The organism is Streptomyces sp. SAI-170 (assembly GCF_049739565.1).
Classification (GTDB): Bacteria; Actinomycetota; Actinomycetes; order Streptomycetales; family Streptomycetaceae; genus Streptomyces.
Genome location: NZ_JBMGQD010000001.1, coordinates 8,476,308 through 8,493,356, shown reverse-complemented (window position 1 = coordinate 8,493,356; position 17,049 = coordinate 8,476,308). Strand labels below are relative to the sequence as shown.

Genomic DNA, 17,049 nt, shown 5'->3' with positions numbered 1-17,049 from the left:
TTCTAAGGCGACTCTTCAATCGGCTTGCCGTAAGAAGAGGGGTCCAGGAGGTCCGCAGCTTCGCCTTTCAGCTTCACCTTGAAAATCCACCCCTTCCCGTACGGGTCACCGTTGATGACCTTGGGCTGGTCGATCACCGCGGGGTTGATCGCGGTGATCTCGCCGGTGACGGGGGCGTACAAGTCCGAGACCGACTTGGTCGACTCGACCTTGCCGCAAGGCTCCCCGGCAATCACCGAGTCGCCTTCCCCGGCTGCACTGGACGGGCGCGCCGGCCAGTTCACCCGGACCGTCCCCGCCCACGTCCTGCGCGCCTTCGCCCAGTGACCGGCGGCCCGTCTACGACCCGCCACGGGCAACCTCGCCGAGCACTACCCCGGGGCGCCTCCACCCGGACGGCAAGGCGCTGCTGGTGCACGTCTCTGCACGAGGCACCCGTCAACCGTGCCTACGCTCCAGCCTCGTACAGCGGAGACAGCACTCGACAGGGGATGCCGGGCAGATGGCGTCTTACAACCGCTCACACACTGAGCGGAGTTGTCGGTAGTTGAGGAGGTGACTTCGTACGCGCTCCCACTCCACGAGCGCATCACCCACCTCGTCGGTCTGACGCTCACTCCCGCAGGCGGCAGCCGTCGAGTGGCGGACCGCCGGTTGTGACGTCATCCTTTTCGGTAGGGGCCTTCGCAGTCGTCACCTCCCGCCATCACCGCCTGGGGGTGCCATGGCAGTCCACCTCGACATCAATCTGATCGTCGTCGCCAGGGATGTGTTCACGCCGGCGGAACTGAAGCAGGTCGACGACTCCGTGGACATCATGAAGGCGATCTTCGCCACGCACGGTCCGGTGATCGGCACGGTCAACCGCTTCCATATCGATGCGAGGGTCGCGGGGGTGGACGCGATCCTCCTGGGGGCGGGTGATGCGATGGCGCTGGCCGACCGGTTTGCCGTGAGCAGCAACGACGCTCTCGACGTGTTCGTCGTGAAGCGTATTTTCCACCCCAAGGACGTCGGATACTCGCCCGTGCCCGGCGCGTGCGGGAAGAAGACGGTCAAGGGCCGGCTGAGAGCACCAGTCGTGTCCATCGCGGGCAGCACCGCGGACAGCGGCAACACCTTCGCCCACGAGGTCGGTCACTTCCTGGGCCTGCCCCACTGTGAGAAGGACGAGTCTTTGTGTGGGCCCGCGAACTTCATGCGGGCGGCCTCAGGAACCAACACGGGGGTCACGCCGGCTCAGGCGGTCACGATGATCAGACACTGCCAGGTCACCCTGTAGAGCGGACGCACTGACGGACTTGAAAGCGTTCCCGGAGAGGCGCGCAGACCATGACCGACCGTATCGACCGACTGCTCGCGTCGAAGGACGGGGTGGACCCCTCACTCCTGGCCGCGCTCGACGCCGACGACCTCGCCGACGCCCTGGGCCGGGCGCTCACCCGCGACGACGAACACCGCGTCCGTGCGCTGGGAATCCTCTCCCTGATCGACCCGTCCCCACTGGGGGCGTTGGCCCAGGCGGTCGGGCAGATGCTGGCGGAGCCCGACCCCGACCCCTTCACGGTCGCCGCGGCGCTCAGCCAGGCGGCGGTGCTCGGCCGGGACGCCGTACCGATGGTCCAGCCCGCGGCATCGTCCGGCGAACCGATCATCGCGCTGGCCGCCTGGCGCACCCTGGCGCAGGTCGCCACCTCCGAGTTCCTGGACGTCCTGACGCAGATGGCACCCCCCGCCGGGGACGTGGTCGGCGACCAGGCCGCCCTCGCGCTGTCGGTGATCGCCTACCGGGCGGGATTCTCCGGCTTCGAACTCACCCCCGCGGACGACACGCGCATCGTCGCCATCCCCGCCGACGAGGACGAGGTGTTCTTCATCGACGCCTCCGAGCCCACGGAGGAGGACCTCGCGTTGCTGAGCCGGATGCCGGCCGGAGAGCTGTATCTGGTACGGCCTGAGCGCCAGGGAATGCTGGCCATCGAGTGCGCGTCCGAACGGCTGCTGCTCTGCATCGACTCCGACATCCAGATGGGCATGCCGGACATCTTCCTCCAGGGGCCCTCGCTCGCCGGGGTCATCACCACACTCGCGCCCCTCGGCACGGACTACTCCGTGCGCTACCTGGTCCTCACCTGGCCCGACGGCACCGGCGGATTCCACGTCATGCTCTGCCAGCCGAACGGGGTCCAGGCCTACTACGGCCACGCCGACAGCGACGAGATCTCCGAAGGGACCGCCACCTTCGGCCTCTTCACCGTCGACCGGCCCGGCGCCTGCCCCATCTCCCTCACACCGAGCGTGAGCACGAGCGGAGTCACCCTCGGTGGAGACCGCATGTCGATGACGGAGGTCGTCACGGACCGACTGGAGCCCGAGGCCACGCAGTAGCCTTCCGGCCGAAGCCGCCGCAGATCCGGCGAGGGTGACCGAGTTCCCGGCCGACCTCGCCAGCGGGTTTGCTTCGTGGGACGAAGTCGTGGCCGGTTCACCAGGTGAGAAACTCCTTGCGGCGGTGCGCACGCAGTGCGTGACCCTGCTGGATGCCGCACGACGCGCGCTGGAGTCGGCCGGCAGCCTGCAGAACCTCGCGGCCGCGGGCCCCGAATGGAGCGGCACCGCGCTCGCCCGGACAGGCTGGGAACGGGCTCACGGGGATGACGAGGGGCCCACACCTCACCTGGGTTGTTGTTGGGTCGCGCAGTGGATCCCTCCCCCGCCTTCGGCGATGGTGTGGATCTCCAGTTGGACGACCTCGCGGTCGGGGTAGAGGTCACCGACGGAGGCGGCCCGCTGGTCGTCTGTGCCGTCGCCGAACCTGGTGCAGGCTGCTGGATCGCCTCACCGACCGCACTGCGAACGACGTGGGCGCTGCTGACGGCGACCGGCAGCCCTGGCGCATCACGAAACTCACAGCCGAGCGTGCCCGCGTGCACGTCTCCACCCACGATCACCGAGGACCCGAGCTGAATTCCCCCCGTGATCGGATCGCTTCCGGAATGCCGTACGTCTTCTCGTCCAAAATCCCCGTCTGTTCCAGTCTCGGCGTTCCGGCGACGAGGACGCACCCGAGGCCCGCGATCGATTCCGGCAGCTCCGAGCGTGGGTTGTCCGGGTCCTCGATGAGAAGTCGCAGCGTGAACTCGCCGGCGCCGAAAGCCCCGCGCCCCTCCCAAGGAAGCGCTGCGACACCCCCCGCAGAGCCGCGCTCAACGAGGGGTGCAGCCTTCGCCGATCACCCACCTCATCGGATTTCCGTACCTGCACACGACCGCACCGTCACATGGATCTCAGCCGCAACGCCCCAGGTCAGTCAACCATTTGCCGTATCGACAGGTCAGCGACGGCGGTGGGAGCCTGGTACGGCGGGCCGCGAGCTGATGGGGTGTCAGGTCGACAGGTTCATGGTCACGGACCCTCGGTCTCGCTCGTCGTCGTCAGCCGCTGTCACTGCCGGGCCTCCCAGGCCCACGGAGGCGATCAGATGCTCAACCTCACCTACCCGGGCGTGTACACACGGGAGCTGGACTCCGGCGTACGGACCATCACGGGGGCTCCCACCTCGGTCGCGCTGTTCGTGGGGCCGACCCGGACGGGCATCGACAAGCGGCCGGTAACCTGCCTGAGCTTCGCCGACTTCGAACGGCACTTCGGCGGGCTGTACGCCAAGAGCTCGCTGTCGTACTCCTTGATGCACTTCTTCGCCAACGGCGGAGGCCAGGCGGTCGTCATCCGGCTGCCCGTGCAGAACGCCCAGGCGGCCGAGTCGACGATCCGGCGGGACGTGTCGGACAACAAGACGTCGCTCACGGTGACCGCGCTCAGTTCGGGCGCCGCCAGTGGATCGCTCTTCGTCGAGATCGACTCCTTCGCCATCGGCGCGAACCCGTTCTCGACCTCGCCGCCGCCCGACAAGACACGCTTCAACCTCACGATCGTCGATCCCGTCACGGGGCTGGTCGAACGGTTCCCGGATCTCACGACCCAGGCGGGCAACGCGAGGACCGTCGGCACCGTGGTCAACGATCCGGCCACCGGTTCCCGCCTGGTCAAGGTGACCGTGGCCGCGGACGCCGTCGGGCTTGAGGGCCCGAAGGCCACCGGATCCGTCTACCGGATCGGCAAGGAGCCGACGGCGGGCACCTTCGACAAGGCGTTCGCCGTGAATCTGTCGGTGGACCGGTTGAAGCCCGAGGACGGGAAGCGCGACGACGACTCTTCGGTCAAGAATCTGACGGTCACCGTCTTCAAGCAGAACGACTCCAAGCCGGGCAGTCGCCTGGAGCTGGTGACCCGGTTGGTCGCCGCGCTCAACGAGGCGATCCGGGCCGATGACGACGCCCGGCGCAGACTCGCCGGTGCTTCCGTCGAGGGCTCCCTCCACGAGGACGGCGGCTTCCTGCGTCTGTCCGTCACCCGCCCCACGGCGGTGCCCGGATTCGAGCGCGTGCACGACGCGACCGTCACGATCGCCGCGCCGGGGACGGGTGGCCCCGAGTCGCTTCTGACCGAGTACACCCTCGTGCAGGAGGTCGCCAACCCGTCGCGCTACCGGCTCGGCCACGTGTACGACCAGGCCCAGGTGGCCCTGAGCAAGGAGGCCAAGGACGGCGACAGCGCAGGCCAGCCGTCGTCGTCCGACTTCAAGGACGCGATCACCGGGCTCGCCGGGCCCGACCCGTTCTTCAACCTTCTGTGCCTGCCCGACCTCGTCCGCCCGAAGGCCACGGATCCCAAGGCGCTGCACCACAGCAACGCGTTCACCGTGTACGCCGAAGCAGCCCGGGTGTGCTCCGAGAAGTTCGCCTTCCTCATCGTGGACCCGCCGCCCGACGTCGTCGACATCGGGACGGCCGTCGCGTGGAAGTCCACCAAGCTGGGCCTTCGCTCGGTCCACGCAGGCGCGTGGTTCCCGAACATCCGGGTCGACGACCCTCTGCAGCCGGGCACGATCGTGTCGCATCCGCCGTCGGGAGCCGTCGCGGGCGTCATCGCCAGGACCGACAGCCGGGTCGGGGTCTGGCAGGCACCGGCGGGCACCGACGCCTTCCTGGCCGGTGTCCACGGGCCCTCCATCGAGGTCTCCGACGCCGAGCAGGGCCTGGTGAACCCGCTGGGTGTCAACGTCATCCGGCGGTTCCCCGTCTACCAGACCGTCGCGTTCGGCTCGCGCACCGTCGACGGCGCCGACGCGCTGGCCAGCCAGTGGAAGTACATCCCCGTACGCCGCACCGCCAGCCACATCCTGCGCTCGCTGTCGGAGTCCCTGCGCTGGGCGGTGCACCAGCGCAACGGCGAGGAACTGTGGTCCCAGCTGCGGGTCAACTGCACGGCCTTCATGCACGGTCTCTTCCGCCAAGGCGCGTTCAAGGGGGTCTCGGCTCGCGACGCCTACTTCGTCGCCTGTGACGCGACGACCACCACCCCGGCCGACATCGACCTGGGGATCGTCAACATCGTGATCGGGTTCGCGCCGCTCAAGCCGGCCGAGTTCGTGGTGATCAGCCTCAAGCAGATCGTGCAGCCGGCCGTCTGAGACAGGAGCAGCTCGTGGGACAGTTCTCGGTCAACGCCCAGCGGCTCGACCCGTACAAGAATTTCAAGTTCCGCGTGAAGTGGGACGGCCGCTATGTGGCCGGCGTATCGAAGGTGTCCCTGCTCAAACGCACCACCGAGGTCGTCAAGCACCGGGCCGGCGGGGACCCCTCCACGTCCTACAAGTCGCCTGGACGCACCGAGTACGACGCGATCACCCTGGAACGCGGAGTCACCCACGACCAGGAGTTCGAGCAGTGGGCGAACAAGACGTGGAACTTCGGGTCCGCGCTCGGCGGTGAGGTGTCCCTCGCCGACTTCCGCAAGGACATCATCATCGAACTGCTCAACGAGGCCGGGCAGGTCGTCCTCAGCTACGCCGTCTACCGGTGCTGGGTGTCGGAGTACCAGGCGCTGCCGGACCTGGACGCCAACGCCAACGCCGTGGCCATCGCCAAGCTCAAGCTGGAGAACGAGGGCTGGGAGCGCGACTACGCGGTCGCGGAGCCCAAAGAGCCGAGCTTCGTCGAGCCGTGAGCCGCAGCGTGAACGCCTCTCCCGGCCCCGCCGCCGTACCGAGCGCGGAGAACGTCGTGCGGCTGTGGCCGCTGACACGGCGCCGTCCTGCAGGGGATCGCGTCGTGGGCCTCCTGGTCGCGCTCGACGGACCGGCCGCGCTGCGCTATCCGCTGGGAACCCGCAACCAGCGGCTGCTGGCGGTGCATCAGGCCTGGGTGCGTCGACCGGTCGACGGCCATGTGCTCTGCCCCTCCTGTGGGACGGACAACGAGTTCGTGCTGCCCGTGCGGGCCGTGGCCGAGCTGCCGACGGCCGAGGCGGACGCGGTGGCGCGTCTTCAGGCGGGCGGCGTGGAGCTGACGTTCCGGCTGCCCGTGCTCGCCGACCTGACCGCGACGGCGGGCCGTCCCCCGGCGGGCAGCCTGTACGCACTCGCCTGCGACACCTGTCTGGACTCCCGCGCCCCGCGTCTGGACGCGGACGATCTCGACCGACTCGCCGACGCCTGGGAGGCCCTCGATCCCGCCGGTTCCCTGCGGGTCGACCTCACATGCGCGGGGTGCGGGCGGGAGCTCGCCGCGGACGCCGATCCCGCCGACTTCGTGGCCCGGGACCTGGACCTGCTCGTCGACGAGCTGATGCGCGAGATCGACGTGATCGCCGGCGGCTACGGCTGGTCGGAGGAGGCGATCCTGGCGATGCCCGCACCGCGCCGCCGCCGCTACGTGGAACTCATCACCCAGCGGCGTTCCCCTGCCCGGCGCACGGCGGCCCTGCGATGACGCCGCGGCGGTCCGCGTACGCGGAAGCACTTCGGCGTGCCGGAGGGATGGCGGTGACCGCCGTCGAGGAGGACGGTACGACGGCCGTGTCCGCCGCGCCGAGGCCACGCTCCCTCTACGAAGGGACGTGGGACGAAGCCGTCGTCGACCTGCTGCCCTCCCCCGAGGACGGCATGCCCGGGATGTCTCCGGCCCCCGCCGTCCCTCGGCCCTGGGCGGTCGGCACGCATCCTGACGTTCCGTCAGCTGTCGGCGACGTCCCCGTCGGCCCGGCCCTGCCGTCGGCGCAGGGGCCCGTGCCGGTCACCCCGCAGCCATACCCGCCCTACGCCCCCGTGGACGACGGGGAGCAGCCACGGGACCGCGTCCCACAGGCGCCCCGTCCGGCCGCGCGTCCCCACACCGGCCGGCCCCTGGGCCCGGCGGGGACGGACGAGGAGATCATGACGCACGCCGTCCCGCTGTCTCCGGTTCCCGGCACGCCGCCCGTGGCTCCCTCACCACCGCCGGTGCCTGTGCCCTCGCCGACGGCGCCTCCCGGGATCGGCGAGGGCCCGGTTCCGCCTCGTACGGTCGCGGCCCCCGTCGAGGACGCGGCGATCGCCGAGGCCGGGACAGCGCCGGAGCTGGTGCGCGCCGAGCCTGCGCCGGTGGTGCCGGACGCCATGGCACCGCCGGCCGGGCCTGCGACGGAGTCCGTTCCGGTGGTCGTCGAGATCGAGCGGGTGGAGGTGAGGGTGGTCGCCGACACGCCGTCGGGGCCGGCCCGCGAGCGCAGGCCCCGGCCCCGCACCGGGCCGACCCTGGACGAGTACCTGGGAAGCGCCGCCGGACGGGGGACGTCATGACCGCGCAGTTCGCCATTCCCGCGACCACCTTCGTCCTGCGGGAGATCATCCAGCGTCGGGTCAAGTCCGCCTACGGGAGCTTGGCCGCACCGACCGTCTCCGTCGAGCCGCCACCACGCCCGCCCGCGACACCCACGGGCGCCGGGGCGCCCCCTCCTCAGCCCGAACCGGCGGGCCTGTACCTGTTTCTGCACCACGTGGCGCTCAGCGCGGCCTGGCGCAACATGTACGAAGTACAGCTGAAGCCGGGCGAGGGGCAGACGGAAGGGACGCGGATCGGAGCGTCTCCGCTGGCCGTCGATCTGCACTACATGCTCGCGGCCACCGGCGCCGACCTCGAACGCGAGGTGCTGCTCGGCCTCGGGATCGCGGCACTGAACCGACGGGCGGTCGTCCCACGGCCGCTCATCCAGTCGATCCTCGGCGGGATCGCCGCACCGGAGCCGCCCACCCGCCTGCTCGACCGCCTCACAGCCGAACCGCTCCACCTGCCGGAGAGCCAGCCGCAGCGGATCACCGTGTCGCAGGCACCGGTCGACGTGGACCTGTCGACGAAGATCTGGTCGTCCCTGCAGTCCCCGATGCGGCCCTGTGCGCACTTCCTGGTGACGACCGTGTTCCTGGACCTCGGCGACAGCCCCACCGTCAAGGACGTGACGAAGGCTCAGGTCGGGGTGCGGCCGGAGCCGACGCCCGCGAAGACCCTGCCCGAGGGTGACACCATGACCATCACGGACGGGGGTGCCTGATGCCGACGCCCGCTTCCGCCACCACGGCCACGGCCGGTCCGGAACCCGAGGAGGCCTCCGCCCGCGCCCACGAGCCGGACCTGGCCGACATCGCCGAGTCGATGTCGCTGTCCGTGCTGACCGGCATCGCCCGCGGGGAGCCGACGGCGGACGGGTTCGCCCCGCTGCGGCAGTGGCTTCAGCGGGCCGATCCCGAGTCGCCGCTGCGGCGGATGGCCGAGGGCTTCGAGCTGTCCCCCGCCGAACTGCGGTTGACGGTGCTGCTGTTGGCGGCCGGCATCTCGGAGCCGGTGGCACGCGCGGCGGCCGATGCGGTGACCGCGAACGGCGGTGTCGCGGGCGGTGGTCTGCCGGTGTGGCTGGCCTGCCGTGCCGTCGGGAAGCCGCGTGCCTCGATGCTGGCGGCGGCCCTGCCGCTGGTGCGGTTCGACATCGTGGAGGTCGAACCTCCCGCGCCGCGGGTGGAGGCCCGGCTGACGCTGACCGCGCCGGTGATGGACCGGCTGCTGTCCCGGCCCGTGCGGGACCCGCTGGTGGCCGGCCGTATGACACCGGTCGCGGTGCCCGCGTCGGTGTCCGGCGCCGAGGACGGCCTGGCGGCCGCCGTGGCACGCTCTCTCGCCTCCCGTGGACCGCTCGGTATGCCACCGCTGGTGCTGTTGCCCGACGTGGCGCTCGACGACGTCGCGCGTGCGCTGGGCCGCCTGGGCCTGACGCCCTGGCGTATCGCGGGGAGCGACATCCCGGAGGACGCCGAGGGGCGTGACCGGCTCGCGGCGCGCTGGAGCCGCGAGGCCATGCTCGACAGCGCGGCCCTGGTGATCGACACCACCGGCTGTCCGCCGGGAGGCCCGATCGCGTCCTTCGCCGACCGGGTCCTCGGCCATGCGCTGCTGATGGGACATCAGGTGCCCGACGGGCTCACGCGCGGGTTCCACGTGGTGCCGCCCCAGGAGGACAGCCCCGCCGCCGCGGTACGGCGGTGGGCCGACGCGCTGGGGCCCGAACGCGCGGCCCGGCTCGGGCGGGGCGTGCACCGGGTGGCGGCGCAGTTCCGGCTCGACGCCAAGGGGATCGCCGGGGCGGCCGCCCGGGCCGCCGCGGCCGTCGACGCCGCCCCGGACGCGACAAGCGCGGCAGCGGCCCTCTGGCATGTCGCCGCCCGCTCCTTCACCCCCTCCCCGCTGCCCGGCGTGAGCCTGGTCGAGCCCGCCTACACCTGGCACGACATCGTGCTCCCGCCGGCCACCGAGGCCGCGCTGCGCCGGGTCGAGTCGCATGTGCGCCACGCAGCCCAGGTGTTCGACGACTGGGGCTTCGCCGCGCGCGTGGGCGGGCGCGGCAGCTGGCGCGGGCGCGGTGTGGCGGCGCTCTTCAGCGGTCCGTCCGGCACGGGCAAGACGATGGCGGCCGAGGTGCTCGCCTCGGCGCTCGATCTGCGGGTCATGGTGATCGACCTCAGTCAGGTCATCTCCAAGTGGGTGGGGGAAACGTCCAAGAACGTCGCGGCCGTGTTCGAAGCGGCCGAGCGCTCCGGGTCGATGATGGTGTGGAACGAGGGAGACGCGGTCTGGGGAACCCGCGGCGGTGTGGCCACGGCGACCGACCGGCATGTCAACGCCGAGGTGGGCGACCTCCTCCAGCGCATCGAGTCCTTCTCGGGCTTCACCGTCATCACCACGAACCTCAAGCACGCCATCGATCCCGCCTTCCTGCGCCGTTTCCGGTTCGCCGTGGACTTCCCGCTTCCGTCGGAGGCGGAGCGGCTGCGCCTGTGGCGGTCGGCCTTCCCGCCCGAGACCCCGGTCGAGCCCGTGCGCTGGGAGGCGCTGGCCTCGCTCCCGCTCACCGGCGGCTCGATCCGCAATGTCGCGCTCGGCGCCGCCTTCCTCGCCGCGGCAGGCGCGGGCACGGTGGACAGGACGATGATCGAGGCGGAGCTCGCCGAGGAACTGCGCAAGCAGAACCTTCCCGTCCCTCACGTCACCTGGGAGGAGCCGGCATGAACGGCGGGCTCCCCGCGGAGGTCCGGGTCCGGGTCGGCACCCTCCATGTGACCGCGGCCTCGGCGATCGAGGCGCGCCGGCTCGCCGACGCCCTGCCCGCGGCGATCGAGCGGGCGTTGCGGTCGTGGCCGGACGCGACGACTCCGGCGGTGCCCGCCCCGGGACGGCACTGCGCAGCCGCGGACCGCAGGGCGGACCAGGTGGCCGCGGCGATCGTCCACCGGATGCGGATCCGGCTCGGCGGTGACGGACCACGATGAGGCGACTGGCACAGGCCGTGCGCCCCGCCCGGCACACACAGGCGAAGCCGTCCCCGGCGCGGGTGCGGATGAGCGACGGCCGTACCGGCGCAGTCACGCCTGCCGCAGTTCCGGCGTTCACCCCGAGGCGGTCGGTGTCCTCCACAGCGCCGGCCGACACCGGCGTACCGGCGGTGACGGCCCGGATCGGTCCGCCGGCCGCGTCCCTGCCCGCCTTCACCCCCTCGCCCGCGGCCCCCGCACCAGCGCAACCCGCGCCGTTCGCCGCGACCCGCCGAGGCGGCAGCGCACCCGTGCGCGCCGCGATCGCCCAGCCGGGCCGGGCCCTGCCCCCGTCCCTGCTGGGGCAGATGGAGGCAGGGTTCGGTCGCGGCCTGTCCCATGTGCGGGTGCACGACGGCCCGGCCGCCGTGCGTGCCGCGGCCGCGCTCGACGCCCGGGCGTTCTCCCTCGGGCCGCATCTGGTCTTCGGGGCCGGGGAGTACCGGCCCGACACCCCCGGCGGGCGCGGCCTCATCGCGCACGAACTGGCGCATGTGCTCCAGTCCCCCGCCGCCGGACAGCCGCACGCCGCCGTGGTGGACGACCCCCGGACGGAGGCGGAGGCCGACCGGGCCGTGCACGTGCTGGCGGCGGGCGGACGGCCGGTGCTCGCGCCCCTGTCCGGTGCCCCGGTCATCCGCCGGGCCGGGAAGGGTACCGCCGCGCCGCCGCCCCTCCCCGCGACCACGCCGGTGTCCGCTCCGGGCCCCGGCGCCGCGCCGAAGGCGGCCGCCCCTCAGCCCGGGACGGCCACGGGACCCGCACTGCGCCTGCCGCCCGGGCTGAACGTGATCACCGACGAGCCGGCCGGTCTCGGCACGACCGAACTGGTCGTCGAGATGCCGGCCTTCACGCTCCCGCTGGAGAAGGGAGCCGGCCCCTGGGTGCAGAAGGCCTACGACGACGCCGCGGCCGGCGGGCGCCTGGTCTTCACCCCCCTCATCGAGGGCAACTCGACCGCGAGCTATGAATCCATCGCGGCGTACAAAGAGGGCGGCGAGAAATACAAGGACATCTGGCTCGGGGCCTACGGATTCTCGAATACGACGAAACTGGCCGACGCAATCACGACGGCGGCGGCGACCGACGACAAGGTGCGCGGCAAGCTGGCCGATCCGGCCGTCAAGGGTGTCGTGCAGGGCCTGAGCAAGAGCCTCAAGCAGTCGCAGTGCGACATCGACCACATCGTCGAGAAGCAGATGGGCGGAACCTCGATCCCGTCGAACCTCCAACTGCTCACCAGCACCAAGAACCAGGCCTCGGGCCGGGAGACCTACCAGGCGCTCGTCGATGTCGTGAAGCAGATCCGCGACCCCGCCATGCGCGGTCCAGGCGTCCGCAGGCTGCAGATCCGTATCGCGAAGGCGACCGTTCCCACCGGACAGCCCGACGCCAGCCACGAGATCGAGACCCTGCTGCGCTCGGGTGCCGTGCGCGGCTCCGACGCGGTGAAGGCCAAGGCCGCCGGCAAGCCCGTCCTGCTCACGGCGGGCGGTCAGGGCGAGACGGTGCAGGTGCGGGACACCGGCGAGACGCCGCTGGACACCGCCGCCCGGCGCATCGTGCCGGGCATGCGCATCGAGAAGTACAAGCGCGCCGCCGCGGGGGCCAAGTCCACGCGCGACACCGTCGAGGGCGAGCTCGACAGCCGCGCCGTGTCGACCACCAAGGCCGGCTCGGCGGTCACCCTCGAAGCCGAACTCGTGCCCGCCGCGGCGCCGGCCCCCGCCACCGCGGCCGGGCCCGAGACCACGGCGGACCCCACGGCGGCGCCTCCGGGCGAGGCACGGAAGCTACGGCTCGACAAGGCGAAGAACGCCAAGATCGCGTTCTTCTACCCGTATCTCAGCCCCGGAGAGCTGACCAAGGTGGCCCTCGACGAGCAGGGCAACCTCACCGGCGAGGGAGTCATCCACGCCTCGGTGCCGTTCCTCGGCAAGCTCAACGTGCGCTACACCAAAGACGAGTTGAAGCTGGTCGCGCCGATTCCCGCCGCCAAACTCGTCTCGCCGCTGCCCGGCGCGTTCCGGTTCACCGGCGGCGAGCTGGCCCTGCAGCTCTCCCCCACGCTGGTGCCCAACGGGACGCTGACGTTCTCGGTCGGCCCGGCCGCCAAGCCCGTGATGCTCGGCACCCTCACCGTGGCGGTGCGCAACGGCGCGCTGGTCGCCGCGGGAGACCTGACCCCGGCGGGCAAGCTGCCCGGGATCAACGCGGCGGCGGGCCACGTGGAATGGAACTCGGAGACCGGGTGGTCCGGCAAGATCACCGCCGACTCGACGGCCATCCCCCGCTCCACCGCGAACGTCGAGATCGGCTTCACGACGGCGTCCGGCCGATTCGATCCGTACGCCACCGGCGGCGTCACCACGACCGTGCGCAACTCCCGGCTCGAGCTCGGCGCCCGCTGGGACGGGCAGGCCCTCTCCTACCGCGGTTCGGTGACGGTCGACAAACCGCTGCCCCTCGTGAACTCGGTGAGACTGTCCGGACGTTACGGCGAGCGCGGCCTGTACCTGCAGGGCGAGGCCGATGTCGTCTGGAAGCAGTTCAAGGCCACCATGAAGGTCGACTACAACCGCAAGGAGGAGGAAGAGGAGGGGCGCTTCTCGGGTGCGGCCACGATCGCCCTCAAGACCGAGAAGGCGGACGGCTCGGTCAGCCTGAACTTCGACGAGGAGGGGCGCTACTGGGGCAAGGGCAGCGTCGCCTACCAGGTCACCAAGAATCTGCGGCCGGTGCTGGGCGTCGAGATCACCAAGGACCGCCGGATCAAGCTCTCCGGCGAGGCCGCCGTCGGCGACATCGTCCTGGTCCGCAAGTGGCCGTCGCCCGAGGGCGGGACGGTTCCGCTGCTCAAGGGCATCGGGGCGAAGTTCTCCTTCCCCACACCCGTCCCGGCCGTCACCGCCTACATCGAACTGCGCGGCTCGCTGAACCTGGGCTACGGCGTGGGCCCCATCGTGCTGAAAGCCGTCGTGTTCAAGGGCGAGCTGTACCCGTTCGAGGACGATCCGCAGGTGGCGGCGAAGCTCACCGGTACCTTCGCGGTGCCCGCCTACGCCGAACTGGCCGGCACGTTCGGCGCCTACATCGGGGCCGAGGTCGCGCTCGGTGCCGTCGGCGCCAAGGGCGGCATCGACATCATGCCGAAGCTGCGCCTCGACGGGGAGGGCGGTGTCGCGTTCGCCGCGGACTACGACAAGGACGGCTTCTCGTTCAACGCCGAGGCCTACGCCAAGGGCCAGTTGACGGCGAGCGCCAAGGTGCTCCTGGCGGCCGAACTGTACGCCGCCTGGGGCCTGTTCTCCCACCGGTGGACCTATGAGGTGGCCTCCGTGTCGGCGCGGCTCGGCCCCGAACTCAAGCTCACCCTCGGCCGCATCGCGTACGCCAAGAACGGCGAGATCACCTGGCCGAGCCTGTCCCAGATCAAGGTCGAACCCGAGTCGATCGACCCCGTGCAGATCATCAAGGACATGCTCGGGCGCGGCGAGGCGGTGGAGACATGACGCGCGTACGGAGAGGAGGACCGCGATGACCGGCTTCCCCGGCTCACCGCGGACGGTGCGAGGCGGTTTCGTCGTCATGGACGGCGACGGGCGCGCCGTCGTACGCACCATCCCGTTCCAGTACAACCCGGAGACCCTCACCCGGACCCTCACCCCTCGCGGGGCGGCCACCGACACCGGCGACCGGCTCGAAGCGCTCCGGCTGGTCGGGCCGCCGGTGGAGACCATGAAGCTGGAGGTCGTCCTCGACGCCACCGACCGGCTGGAGAAGCCCGGCCTGAACCCGGCCACGGTCGCCGACGGCATCGCCGCGGACCTCGCCGAGCTGGAGACGATGATCTCACCGGCCACCGCCGACCTGGTGGCCGCCGAGGCGCTGGCCCGGCGGGGCACGCTGGAGATCCTTCCGCTGCCCTCGCCGCTGCTGCTGCTCGTCCTGGGGGCCAACCGGACACTGCCCGTGCGGATCACCGAGTTCACCGTCACCGAGGAGGCGTTCGACACGCGGCTCAACCCGATCCTCGCCCGGGTCGGGCTCGGGGTGCGGGTGCTGTCGTCCGACGATCTGCCGCCGGGATCGAAGGGGGCCGAGCTGTTCCTCACCGCCGTCCGCCGCCGTGAGCGGCTCGCGGGCCGGCGTGGAGCCGGGCTGCAGAGCGTCGGGCTGTCGAGGGTGCCGTGACCTCCGTGGAGGGGTGCCGTCACCTTCGTGGACGGGGCGCCGTCACCTTCCTGGAGAGGGCGCCGTTACCGCCGTACAGGAGGTGCCGTTGACCGCCGTACAGAAGGTGCCGTGACCGCCGTTGTGACCGCCGTACAGAGGGTGCCATGACCGCCGTACCGTTCCCGCCGAACAGCCGCTACCACGGGGTGCCCGTCGTCAGCCGCACGCGCGACGACGGAACCACCGAGGTCTATCTGGCGCGCCGGATCCTGCCCGCGCCCGAACGCCATGTGCCGCTCGGGCACCGTCGGCTGGGCGGTGCCGAGCGGCCCGACACCCTCGCCTACGACGCCTACGGCGACCCCGCGCTGTGGTGGCGCATCGTCGACGCCGGCGGCGAGGCCGACCCGGCCCGGCTGACCGGCACGGAAGGGCGGCTCGTCATGATCCCGCTGCCTCTGGAGATCGCCGACCATGGCCGTGCTTAGCACCGTCACGCTCACCCTGCTGGTGGGGCCGGTGGCCGTCGTCCCCGCACCGCGGGCGGTGGTGGACGCGCTGGACGGAGCCACGGTGACGCACGCGGTCGGGGCGCGCTCGGGGTTCCAGCTGAGCTTCACCTATTCCAAGACGTCGCCGATCGCGAACTCCCTTCTTCCCACGGGCTTCTTCGACCCGATGATGCGGGTGGTGCTCGTGGCGACGCTGCGCGGGGTGCCGAAGGTGCTGGCCGACGGGCCCATCAAGCGCCAGGACGTCACCGCGACCGGCCGCCCCGGCGAGCACCGGCTGGTCGTCACCGGCGAGGACGTCTCGGGGTACATGGACGTCGCCGACCTCACCGGCTTCCCGTTCCCGGGCATGCCGCCGTTCGCGCGGGTGGCGGCGATGATGGCCAAGTACGCCGCCTTCGGGGTCGTACCGGTGACGATCCCGCCGCCGTTCCAGCCCGCGTCGAGCCCGGTGGAGAAGTACGCCCATCAGCAGGGGACGGACCTCGCGTACGCGACGAAGCTGGCCAAGGACGCGGGCCACGAGTTCTATGTGACTCCTGGACCGGCGCCCGGCACGAACACCGCCTACTGGGGCCCCCAGGTGCGCGTCGGCGCCGTACAGCCCGCGCTGACCGTCGACATGGACGCCGCGGCCAACCTCGACGGCCTGAGCTTCTCCGCGGACGGCAACGCAGCGGTCCTGCCGTACGCGCACGTCAAGGTCGCCAACTTCTCCGTTCCGGTTCCGGCGCCGGACGTGGCGCTGCTCAAACCGCCGCTGGCGGCACGGCCGTTGGTGCCGAGCCGCACGCAGCTGCTGGAGACGGACCGGATGCAGCTGCCGGAGGTCCTGATGACACTGCTCGCGGGCCGCGGCACGGCGGACCCGGTGACCGCGACCGGGACGATGGACCTCGCGCGCTACGGGCAGCCGCTCGACGCCCGTTCCCTGGTCGGGGTGCGGGGCGCGGGCCGTGCGCACGACGGGCTGTGGTTCGTGCGCTCGGTGACCCACACCCTCGGGCGCGGCAGCTGGAAGCAGGCGTTCCAGCTGGCCCGGGACGGTCTCGTATCGAACGTCACGGAGGTGGCGCCATGACGGCCGGACCCAAGTACTTCGGGAAGTACCGGGCGACCGTGCTCAGCACCGCCGACCCGCTCGTGCAGGGCCGGATCCAGGTCCAGTTGTCCGACCGCTACGGGATGTTCCCGTCGACGTGGGCGCTGCCCGCGGTGCCGTTCGCCGCCAAGGGCACGGCGGGGGTCATCGCGCTGCCCCAGACGGGGAGCGCGGTCTGGGTCGAGTTCGAGGCCGGTGATCCCGACTGCCCGATCTGGACGGGGGCGTTCTGGCCCGACCCGGCGGGCGCACCGCCGCTCGCCATGGCCGGCACGCCCGCCACGCCCAACATCCACCTGCAGACCACGACGGGCGTCTCGGTCACCCTGTCCGACCTCCCGGCGGCCCAGGTGCAGGTCCTCACGCCCACGGGCGCGTCCGTCGTCGTCGGGTCGGCCGGTATCAGCATCAGCAACGGACAGGGCGCCTCCATCGTCCTGTCCGGACCGTCGGTGATCATCAACGGAGGTGCGCTCGTGGTCACTTGAGCCGTCCCTGCCCGCACAGCCCACCGTCCCCCC

General features: G+C 71.5%; 15 protein-coding genes and 1 pseudogene. 14 read left to right on the top strand and 2 right to left on the bottom strand.

The window, feature by feature from the left end:
- Nucleotides 1–2: 2 nt before the first annotated feature.
- The gene (locus RKD23_RS38105) at nucleotides 3–284 is read right to left on the bottom strand and encodes a glycine cleavage system protein H (protein ID WP_424857922.1); all 282 of its coding nucleotides are present in this window, start codon (nucleotides 282–284) and stop codon (nucleotides 3–5) included.
- 440 nt (nucleotides 285–724) lie between these two features.
- Between RKD23_RS38105 and RKD23_RS38100 the strand changes: the two genes are divergently transcribed.
- Complete coding sequence (locus tag RKD23_RS38100) at nucleotides 725–1,282, top strand: hypothetical protein (protein ID WP_424857921.1); 558 nt, start codon at nucleotides 725–727, stop codon at nucleotides 1,280–1,282.
- 50 nt (nucleotides 1,283–1,332) lie between these two features.
- On the top strand, nucleotides 1,333–2,388 hold the full coding sequence (locus RKD23_RS38095; protein ID WP_424857920.1) for a hypothetical protein: 1,056 nt from the start codon (nucleotides 1,333–1,335) through the stop codon (nucleotides 2,386–2,388).
- Between the two features lie 285 nt (nucleotides 2,389–2,673).
- On the opposite strand, the pseudogene RKD23_RS38090 reads toward RKD23_RS38095, so the two are convergent.
- Nucleotides 2,674–2,808 (bottom strand): annotated as a pseudogene (locus RKD23_RS38090) (agmatine deiminase family protein); the annotation flags it as partial.
- Between the two features lie 673 nt (nucleotides 2,809–3,481).
- Between RKD23_RS38090 and RKD23_RS38085 the strand changes: the two are divergent.
- From RKD23_RS38085 to RKD23_RS38030, 12 genes are all read left to right on the top strand, one after another.
- The gene (locus RKD23_RS38085) at nucleotides 3,482–5,533 is read left to right on the top strand and encodes a phage tail sheath family protein (protein WP_424857919.1); all 2,052 of its coding nucleotides are present in this window, start codon (nucleotides 3,482–3,484) and stop codon (nucleotides 5,531–5,533) included.
- A gap of 14 nt (nucleotides 5,534–5,547) precedes the next feature.
- Nucleotides 5,548–6,069: a phage tail protein gene (locus RKD23_RS38080; protein ID WP_424857918.1), complete on the top strand. Its 522-nt coding sequence runs from the start codon at nucleotides 5,548–5,550 to the stop codon at nucleotides 6,067–6,069.
- On the top strand, nucleotides 6,066–6,833 hold the full coding sequence (locus tag RKD23_RS38075) for a hypothetical protein (RefSeq protein ID WP_424857917.1): 768 nt from the start codon (nucleotides 6,066–6,068) through the stop codon (nucleotides 6,831–6,833). The genes RKD23_RS38080 and RKD23_RS38075 overlap by 4 nt, the downstream gene beginning before the upstream one ends.
- A gap of 53 nt (nucleotides 6,834–6,886) precedes the next feature.
- Complete coding sequence (locus RKD23_RS38070) at nucleotides 6,887–7,681, top strand: hypothetical protein (protein ID WP_424857916.1); 795 nt, start codon at nucleotides 6,887–6,889, stop codon at nucleotides 7,679–7,681.
- Complete coding sequence (locus tag RKD23_RS38065; protein WP_424857915.1) at nucleotides 7,678–8,430, top strand: Pvc16 family protein; 753 nt, start codon at nucleotides 7,678–7,680, stop codon at nucleotides 8,428–8,430. Before RKD23_RS38070 ends, RKD23_RS38065 begins: the two co-directional genes overlap by 4 nt.
- Nucleotides 8,430–10,436 carry an ATP-binding protein gene (locus RKD23_RS38060; protein WP_424857914.1) on the top strand — a complete coding sequence of 669 codons (2,007 nt, stop codon included), beginning with the start codon at nucleotides 8,430–8,432 and terminating at the stop codon, nucleotides 10,434–10,436. The genes RKD23_RS38065 and RKD23_RS38060 overlap by 1 nt, the downstream gene beginning before the upstream one ends.
- The gene (locus RKD23_RS38055; protein ID WP_424857913.1) at nucleotides 10,433–10,696 is read left to right on the top strand and encodes a hypothetical protein; all 264 of its coding nucleotides are present in this window, start codon (nucleotides 10,433–10,435) and stop codon (nucleotides 10,694–10,696) included. Before RKD23_RS38060 ends, RKD23_RS38055 begins: the two co-directional genes overlap by 4 nt.
- Nucleotides 10,697–10,830: 134 nt before the next feature.
- Nucleotides 10,831–14,250, top strand: coding sequence for an eCIS core domain-containing protein (locus RKD23_RS38050; RefSeq protein ID WP_424857912.1), 3,420 nt, complete (start codon nucleotides 10,831–10,833; stop codon nucleotides 14,248–14,250).
- A 25-nt stretch (nucleotides 14,251–14,275) separates the two neighbouring features.
- On the top strand, nucleotides 14,276–14,932 hold the full coding sequence (locus RKD23_RS38045) for a hypothetical protein (protein ID WP_424857911.1): 657 nt from the start codon (nucleotides 14,276–14,278) through the stop codon (nucleotides 14,930–14,932).
- Nucleotides 14,933–15,078: 146 nt separating this feature from the next.
- Entirely contained in the window at nucleotides 15,079–15,402 is a 324-nt protein-coding gene (locus RKD23_RS38040) for a hypothetical protein (RefSeq protein WP_424857910.1), read from the top strand.
- Nucleotides 15,389–16,507, top strand: a complete 1,119-nt coding sequence (locus tag RKD23_RS38035; protein WP_424857909.1) for a hypothetical protein — start codon at nucleotides 15,389–15,391, stop codon at nucleotides 16,505–16,507. The genes RKD23_RS38040 and RKD23_RS38035 overlap by 14 nt, the downstream gene beginning before the upstream one ends.
- Entirely contained in the window at nucleotides 16,504–17,016 is a 513-nt protein-coding gene (locus RKD23_RS38030; protein ID WP_424857908.1) for a phage baseplate assembly protein V, read from the top strand. Before RKD23_RS38035 ends, RKD23_RS38030 begins: the two co-directional genes overlap by 4 nt.
- Nucleotides 17,017–17,049 lie beyond the last annotated feature (33 nt).

Excerpts from the sequence above, each read along its gene's own strand:
- RKD23_RS38100 (WP_424857921.1), top strand. The coding sequence starts at position 725 with ATGGCAGTCCACCTCGACATCAATCTGATCGTCGTCGCCAGGGATGTG.
- RKD23_RS38095 (WP_424857920.1), top strand. The coding sequence starts at position 1,333 with ATGACCGACCGTATCGACCGACTGCTCGCGTCGAAGGACGGGGTGGAC.
- RKD23_RS38085 (WP_424857919.1), top strand. The coding sequence starts at position 3,482 with ATGCTCAACCTCACCTACCCGGGCGTGTACACACGGGAGCTGGACTCC.
- RKD23_RS38065 (WP_424857915.1), top strand. The coding sequence starts at position 7,678 with ATGACCGCGCAGTTCGCCATTCCCGCGACCACCTTCGTCCTGCGGGAG.
- RKD23_RS38060 (WP_424857914.1), top strand. The coding sequence starts at position 8,430 with ATGCCGACGCCCGCTTCCGCCACCACGGCCACGGCCGGTCCGGAACCC.
- RKD23_RS38055 (WP_424857913.1), top strand. The coding sequence starts at position 10,433 with ATGAACGGCGGGCTCCCCGCGGAGGTCCGGGTCCGGGTCGGCACCCTC.
- RKD23_RS38045 (WP_424857911.1), top strand. The coding sequence starts at position 14,276 with ATGACCGGCTTCCCCGGCTCACCGCGGACGGTGCGAGGCGGTTTCGTC.
- RKD23_RS38040 (WP_424857910.1), top strand. The coding sequence starts at position 15,079 with ATGACCGCCGTACCGTTCCCGCCGAACAGCCGCTACCACGGGGTGCCC.
- RKD23_RS38035 (WP_424857909.1), top strand. The coding sequence starts at position 15,389 with ATGGCCGTGCTTAGCACCGTCACGCTCACCCTGCTGGTGGGGCCGGTG.
- RKD23_RS38030 (WP_424857908.1), top strand. The coding sequence starts at position 16,504 with ATGACGGCCGGACCCAAGTACTTCGGGAAGTACCGGGCGACCGTGCTC.